Origin of the sequence: Mucilaginibacter sp. (assembly GCF_039207105.1) — a bacterium.
Classification (GTDB): Bacteria; Bacteroidota; Bacteroidia; order Sphingobacteriales; family Sphingobacteriaceae; genus Mucilaginibacter.
The window spans coordinates 24,690-31,906 of sequence record NZ_JBCECK010000058.1; the positions used below are offsets into that span (position 1 = coordinate 24,690).

Sequence of the window (7,217 nt, forward strand, 5' to 3'; positions counted from 1 at the left end):
CGATGTCGGGGTGAGTCGATAAACGGCCCGATTTGATGAAATGGGTGTTTCATGGATTTAGAGAGGGCTTAAAATAAAATTGTTAACTAAACAAAGTTTTTGAAAGTCTCACCCTTTAGGGAGAGATTTAGAGGGGGCTTCAATATGAAAAAACTAATAGGTCCATTCGCTCAAATATTACCGCTTACAGGGCTGCCGTTAAAGGGCGCCTTGAAAGATGAGCAATTGCAGATCATCCCGCAGGGAGGGGTGTTGGTTGAGGATGGGCTGATCGCGGCAGTTGATGATTTTGAAAAATTGAGATCGGCAAACCCATCTATTCAAATAGAAGAAATTACGGGTAGTAAAGTATTACTGCCAGGCTTTGTTGACTGCCATACGCACATTTGTTTCGCGGGGAGCCGGGCCAATGATTACGCCTTACGTACGGCAGGCAAAACCTATCTTGAAATTGCCAAAGCGGGTGGCGGTATCTGGGATTCGGTTAACCAGACCCGTGCCGCTGATGAAGCAACATTGAGCAATCTGTTATTAAATCGTGTACAACGCCATTTATCTGAAGGTGTCACTACTATTGAAATTAAAAGTGGCTACGGTTTAAGTATCGATGGCGAATTAAAGCAATTAAAAGCTATTAAAGCTGCCGCTGATAAAACCAGGGCCAGCCTGATAGCCACTTGCCTGGCCGCGCACATATTACCCCGTGATTTTGACGGGAGCCATCATGAATATTTAAAACATATTTTATATAACCTGTTGCCCACAATTAAGCAACAGCAGCTGGCCAGGCGGGTTGATATATTTATTGAGGAAAGCGCTTTTAATACCAGCGACGCGCTTTATTATCTGAGTCGGGCTAAGCAGGCAGGCTTTGAAGTAACGGTACATGCCGATCAGTTTACTACTGGCGGCAGCGATGTGGCTATTAAAGCAAGAGCTGCTTCTGCCGATCACCTGGAGGCGAGTACCGATTATGAGATCAGCATGCTTGCCAAATCTGACACGGTTGCTGTAACTTTACCGGGCGCATCGTTGGGTTTGGGGATGCGTTATGCTCCTGCCCGTAAACTGTTGGATGCCGGTGCTTGTGTAGCCATAGCCAGCGACTGGAACCCAGGATCTGCCCCGATGGGCGATCTGTTAATGCAGGCAGCCGTAATGGGTGCTGCTGAAAAATTAGGTGCTGCTGAAGTATTCGCAGGTATTACTTTCCGGGCGGCATCGGCACTAAAACTAAATGACCGCGGTATTTTAGCTAAAGGAAGACTGGCCGATATGCAGGCTTATCCCTGTGCTGATTACCGGGAGATACTTTATCAGCAGGGAAAATTGAAACCGGATAACGTGTGGACCGCTGATTTATAATGATTACGATGATTTCGTTGATTTTGAAGTTGGTAAAACTAAAGAACGATTTATAATGATTACGATGATTTCGTTCATTTGATTTAAAGTTGGTAAAACTAATTAATGACTTACGATGATTAAATTGATTTTGCTGATTTAGTTTTAAAGTCGCTAAAACTAATGAACAAATGAACCAGTGAACTACTGAACGATAAACTACTAAACCAATGAGCCAGAAACTAATAGAATGTGTGCCCAATTTTAGCGAGGGTGTAAGCCTTGATATCATCAAACAGATCACTAACCAGGTAGAATCTGTAGAAGGGGTGCGGCTGTTGAATGTTGATCCCGGCAAGGCTACCAACCGTACCGTGGTCACTTTTGTGGGTGAGCCTGAACGGGTAATTGAAGCCGCTTTTTTGGCTATAAAAAAAGCAGGTGAGTTGATAGATATGAGTAAACAAAAAGGTGAGCATCCAAGAATGGGCGCAACCGATGTTTGTCCGCTGATACCTATAAGCAATATCAGCATGGAAGAAACCGCCGCTTATGCGCAACAATTGGCTAAACGTGTGGGCGAAGAATTGCAGATCCCGGTTTATTTGTATGAGCAGGCTCAACCCAATAAAAGCCGCAGTAACCTATCGGTGATCAGAGCGGGCGAATACGAAGGTTTTTTCAAGAAGATCAAACAACCCGGATGGGCACCCGATTTTGGCCCGACCGAGAATGATGTAAAACGGGGTGCAACCGTAATCGGCGCGCGCGATTTCCTGGTAGCTTATAACGTAAATTTAAATACTACATCAACCCGCAGGGCAAGCGCTATTGCTTTTGATGTACGCGAAGCAGGGCGAAAGATAACTGACGAAAGCGGAAAGCCTCAACATATCCCAGGCTCGTTAAAAGCGGTAAAGGCCATTGGTTGGTATATTGAGGAATATGGCGTGGCGCAGATCTCCATGAACCTCACCAATATAGAGGTGACCCCGGTACATAAAGCTTTTGACGAGGTTTGCACCAAAGCAAATGATCGTGGTATACGTGTAACAGGCAGCGAGTTGGTTGGATTGATCCCCTTGAAGGCTATGCTGGATGCCGGTAAATATTTTCTGCGTAAACAACAGCGCTCGGTAGGGGTAAGCGAAAAAGAACTGATCAAAATAGCCATCAAATCAATGGGTTTGGATGAACTTGGTCCTTTTATCCCGGAGGAGCGCATTATTGAATATTTGTTAAAGGATAAGGCCAGTAGTAAACTGATAAGCATGAATCTTGCTGATTTTGCTGATGAAACAGCCAGCGAAAGTCCGGCTCCGGGAGGTGGTTCTATATCGGCTTATGTGGGTGCATTGGGCGCATCGTTAGCGGGCATGGTGGCTAATCTAAGTTCGCACAAAAAAGGCTGGGACAGTCGCTGGGAAGAGTTCAGTAACTGGGCAGAAAAAGCGCAGTTGTATAAAGATGAACTGATCAGCCTGGTTGATAAGGATACCTTCGCATTTAACAGTATTATGCAAGCATTCGCCTTACCCAAAGCAACTGATGAGGAAAAGGCTGTGCGTAGTGAAGCTATTCAGACTGCTACCAAACAGGCTATTGAAATTCCATTTAAGGTAATGGAGGCCGCGCTAAACAGTATGGAGGTAATTAAAGCTATGGTGCTTACTGGTAACCCCAATTCTGTAACCGATGCCGGAGTAGCTGCATTGTGCGCCCGAACCGCTGTGCTGGGCGCTTTCATGAATGTAAAGATCAACGCCTCCAGCTATAAGGATAAAGATTTTGTGATCGATATTATTTACCGCGGCAATGAAATGGAACGCCAGGCTATTGCCCTGGAAGCAGAAATTATTGAATTGGTAAATGATAAAATAGGGTTGTAAAAACAGTTAAAATATTTTTTCATTCTGAGCGATAGCTTGCTTAAAAAGTTACCGGGCACACTTACGAAGTTTTTAAAACTTCGTAAGTGTTTAACAGCAATGAAAAGGTAATACCGGATAAAAATTACTCTTTCACATACAAAGGATAATCAGTCTTTGCTTCCCGACTTTTGCTCAGATCTATTTCGCGGGTAACAAATTTTTCATCGTCGGTAGTAGTGCCCAAAAGGTCGCCGGTCATGGGGCCGGCTATAAAGCTGGTACCGCCCCAGGCAAAATGATTATCGCCTATGCCTGCTTTGTTTGAGCTTAGACAGTAAGCACCGGAGATTACCGCAAGTGTTTGCCCGCAGCGTATCCATTGATTGATGGAACTTTCTTCCGTAGCTCTTGGGCATAACAAAAGGTCGATGCCTTGTTTGCCGTATTTGCGGGCATATTCGGTAAACCACATTTCGGTGCAAAGTAACACGCCGATTTTGAGATTACCCAGATCTACAATTTCAAAGGAAGGATTTGTTTCGCGGCTATACCAGCTTTCTTCCCAAAAATGAGGCTCTTCGGGGAAAAATGCCTTGGTATGTATTTTTTGGTGACCGATGCCTTTCACATAAACAAAGGCGGTATTAAAATAGTGATCACTCTCCATAACCGGTCTGGAATAAACAACATATTGAACACCCAGTTCTTCCACTGCACTTATCCACTGTTCATGTTTTTGAACGCTATCTAATTTGGCTGCTTCGTTGACATTTTTTGTTGATGCCACCCATTTGCAAAATGGCATTTCGGGCAATAATAACAGATCACTATTGTTTTGGCTAATATGAGTTTTTAGCAACTCCCAATCCTCTGCAAATTCAATTTCGTTGTCGCTCAGCTGGCAAATGGTAATTTTCATGGGAAGAGATTTTAAAAGATGAACGAAGATAAATGATTTGTGAAATAGCTTAAAACCCAAAAGAGCGATGAGTGCAAACTCATCGCTCTTATATTCAAAACGTATAACGTACCACGTCAAACGTATAACTCACTTAAAAGCGGTATCTCACGAACGCCTCCATAGCTTCGTATTCGGCCAGGCCAAGGCGATCATAACGCTGGGCGGTGTCGCGGGTGCGGTCTTCGGCACGTACCCAGAACTCACGGGCATCATCACCCGGGAACACCGGACGGTCCTTTTGCGATTGGTGCTTGAAGATCGCGTTCCGTTTGCGGATCACCTCCTGTGGCGACAGCGGTACGGCCATCTCGATCTCGAACGGCTCAAACTCCTGCCACGCCCCGCGGTACATCCACAGCCAGCAGTCATCTACCCAGGCCTCTGTGCCTTTCAAACGTTTCAGTGCCGCCAGGATAATGTTGAAACATACCAGGTGCGTTCCGTTCGGGTCAGCAAAGTCACCGGCTGCGAAGATCTGCTGCGGTTTTACTTTTTGTAATAAATCAATGGTCAGCTGTATATCCGCTTCGCCTGCCGTGTTCTTTTTGGTTTTACCCGTTTCGTAAAAAGGCAGGGCCATAAAGTGGATATGGTCGTCCGGTAAACCGGCATAGCGTGCACCCGAGATAGCTTCCGTCTTTCTGATGAAGCCTTTCACGTTACGGATCTCCTGGGTATCGATCTGGTTGGGTTGTTTCTGCGGGAAAAAGGCACGCATCTCCTCGTACAGGTTTTGCAGGTGATTACTGTCTTCGCCGATGCTGTTGGTAAAGTCAATAGCAAATTCCATATAGCGCAGCACATCATCATCCCAAACGGCGGTATTGCCCGAGGTTTGGTAGGCCACATGCACATCATGTCCCTGGTCGACCAGGCGGATGAATGTACCACCCATCGAGATCACATCATCATCCGGGTGTGGTGAAAAGATGATGGAACGTTTTTTAGCCGGCAATGCCCTTTCCGGTCTTTGTGAATCATCGGCATCGGGTTTACCTCCCGGCCAGCCGGTGATGGTATGCTGTATCTGGTTAAAAATATCAATATTGATGTTGTATACCGGGCCCTGCTCAACGGCCAGTTGTGCCATACCGTGGTTGTTGTAATCTTCCTCGGTCAGTTTCAGTACCGGTTTACCGATGGTATCGGCCAGCCAGATCACCGCTTTCTTGCGCAATACCTTATCATCCCATGAACAGTCTTTGACTAACCATGGGGTGTCAAAGCGGGTCAGCTCAGAAGCTGCTGCTTCGTCCAGTACAAACTCCACGTTGTCTGACAATTGCAGGTAAGTGGCTGGTACCTCGCCCGACATTTCGCCTTCCACCGCTTTCTTGATGATCGGGGCCTTCTTTTTGCTCCAAGCCATCAGGATGATCTCCCGGGCCTTGAAGATGGTACCGATACCCATCGTGATGGCTTTGGTAGGCACATTGGCCTTGCCGCCAAAATCACGCGAGGCATCATTACGGGTCAGGTCATCCAAAGTCACCAACCTGGTTCCCGAGTTGGGGGCCGAGCCCGGCTCGTTAAAACCGATGTGGCCCGTACGGCCGATACCCAGGATCTGCAGGTCCAGTCCGCCCAGTTCTTCGATCTGGTGCTCATAGTTCAGGCAGAAGGGTACCACGGCATCCTGCTCCAGGGTACCATTGGGTATATGAACATTGGCCCTGTCAATATCTACATGGCTGAAGAGGTTCTCGTACATGAACGTTACGTAGCTTTGGGCCGCGTCGGGCTTCATGGGGTAGTACTCATCCAGGTTAAAGGTGATCACGTTGCTGAACGACAGTCCTTCCTCGCGGTGCAAACGCACCAGCTCGGCATATACCCCGATAGGGGTTACACCGGTGGCCAGCCCAAGCACGGCTTTTTCGCCCTTGCTTTGCTTACCGCGGATCAGTGCCGCTATCCTTTGAGCTACCGCCACCGAGGCTTCCTGCTGGTTGCCATATACGCTTACCGGCAGCTTCTCGTACCGGGTCTCTTCCAATAAATTTAATCGGGCCATAATTTTCTAAGAACCTGTGTTTTAGTTATATGTTGAATAAAAAAAGTAGCTATACAAAAAACCCCCGCCGAAACGAGGATTTATCAAACCAATTAACAAAACTGTTTAAGCCTTACCGACATAAGGCTAAAATAATTTTCGTTATGTAAAATGCTATACATTGTGTTACAAACCTAAGAAAACTAAATTTTAATTTAAAGTACTTTTTAAATTTTTTTAATAAGTAAAAGATGTGATTCCATTATTAAATGTTGGTTAAATGAAAACTAAGAGAGTTCCTGATGGGCAGGAACTCTTTTTAGTCAATTGTAAAACATAAATATGAGCGGAGAGAGCTGCAGGGGAGGGAGTTGAACCCATCCTTTTGCTGCCATTCAGCACCTGCTCAAGGTTGATAAATGAACCACCAATTTACCACCATCTGCAGCAAATATAATAATAATCTATAAAATCTATGTATTTAGTAGAAATAAATAATTAATTAAATCAAACAGGCCCTCCCGGTACATCCGCGCATAATTTTTTATCTTTACCAATCCAAAAATTTTTTAGCATATAATGAGTGAAGATCTGAATCAAAACGATATACCCGCCAATAATGACGAAAAATTAAATCATAATGTTACCTCTCTTGACGGGTTATACGAAAACTGGTTTTTGGATTATGCCTCTTACGTAATTCTTGACCGTGCCGTTCCGCATATCAACGATGGCTTAAAACCCGTACAGCGCCGTATCCTGCATTCGTTAAAGGAAATGGACGACGGGCGTTTTAATAAAGCGGCCAACGTAATTGGTAATACCATGAAATATCACCCGCACGGTGATGCTTCTATTGGTGATGCGATGGTACAAATAGGGCAAAAGAACCTGCTGATAGATTGTCAGGGTAACTGGGGCGACCCGGTAACCGGCGATTCGGCGGCGGCGCCCCGTTATATTGAGGCGCGGTTATCAAAATTCGCGCTCGATGTTGTTTTTAATCCCGATACTACCGTTTGGCAGGCCAGTTATGATGGCCGTAACA

The 7,217-nt window shown here is 45.6% G+C and carries 5 protein-coding genes; 3 read left to right on the forward strand and 2 right to left on the reverse strand.

The annotated features are described in order from the left end of the window. Positions 1-144: 144 nt before the first annotated feature. Positions 145-1,365 carry an imidazolonepropionase gene (hutI, locus tag AAGC65_RS13440; RefSeq protein ID WP_343112973.1) on the forward strand — a complete coding sequence of 407 codons (1,221 nt, stop codon included), beginning with the start codon at positions 145-147 and terminating at the stop codon, positions 1,363-1,365. Positions 1,366-1,574: 209 nt separating this feature from the next. After that, positions 1,575-3,233, forward strand: a complete 1,659-nt coding sequence (ftcD, locus tag AAGC65_RS13445) for a glutamate formimidoyltransferase (RefSeq protein ID WP_343112974.1) — start codon at positions 1,575-1,577, stop codon at positions 3,231-3,233. 124 nt (positions 3,234-3,357) lie between these two features. Here the strand turns inward: ftcD and AAGC65_RS13450 are convergent, their stop codons facing one another. Beyond that, complete coding sequence (locus AAGC65_RS13450) at positions 3,358-4,134, reverse strand: carbon-nitrogen hydrolase family protein (protein WP_343112975.1); 777 nt, start codon at positions 4,132-4,134, stop codon at positions 3,358-3,360. A 133-nt stretch (positions 4,135-4,267) separates the two neighbouring features. Then, complete coding sequence (gene nagB / locus AAGC65_RS13455; RefSeq protein ID WP_343112976.1) at positions 4,268-6,190, reverse strand: glucosamine-6-phosphate deaminase; 1,923 nt, start codon at positions 6,188-6,190, stop codon at positions 4,268-4,270. A 558-nt stretch (positions 6,191-6,748) separates the two neighbouring features. Here nagB and AAGC65_RS13460 point away from each other — a divergent pair. Then, a partial coding sequence (locus AAGC65_RS13460; protein WP_343112977.1) for a DNA gyrase subunit A occupies positions 6,749-7,217 on the forward strand: 469 nt, incomplete at its 3' end.

Bases quoted from the DNA above. Each gene is read 5' to 3' on its own strand.
- nagB (WP_343112976.1), bottom strand. From the start codon at position 6,190: ATGGCCCGATTAAATTTATTGGAAGAGACCCGGTACGAGAAGCTGCCG.
- hutI (WP_343112973.1), top strand. From the start codon at position 145: ATGAAAAAACTAATAGGTCCATTCGCTCAAATATTACCGCTTACAGGG.
- ftcD (WP_343112974.1), top strand. From the start codon at position 1,575: ATGAGCCAGAAACTAATAGAATGTGTGCCCAATTTTAGCGAGGGTGTA.
- AAGC65_RS13450 (WP_343112975.1), bottom strand. From the start codon at position 4,134: ATGAAAATTACCATTTGCCAGCTGAGCGACAACGAAATTGAATTTGCA.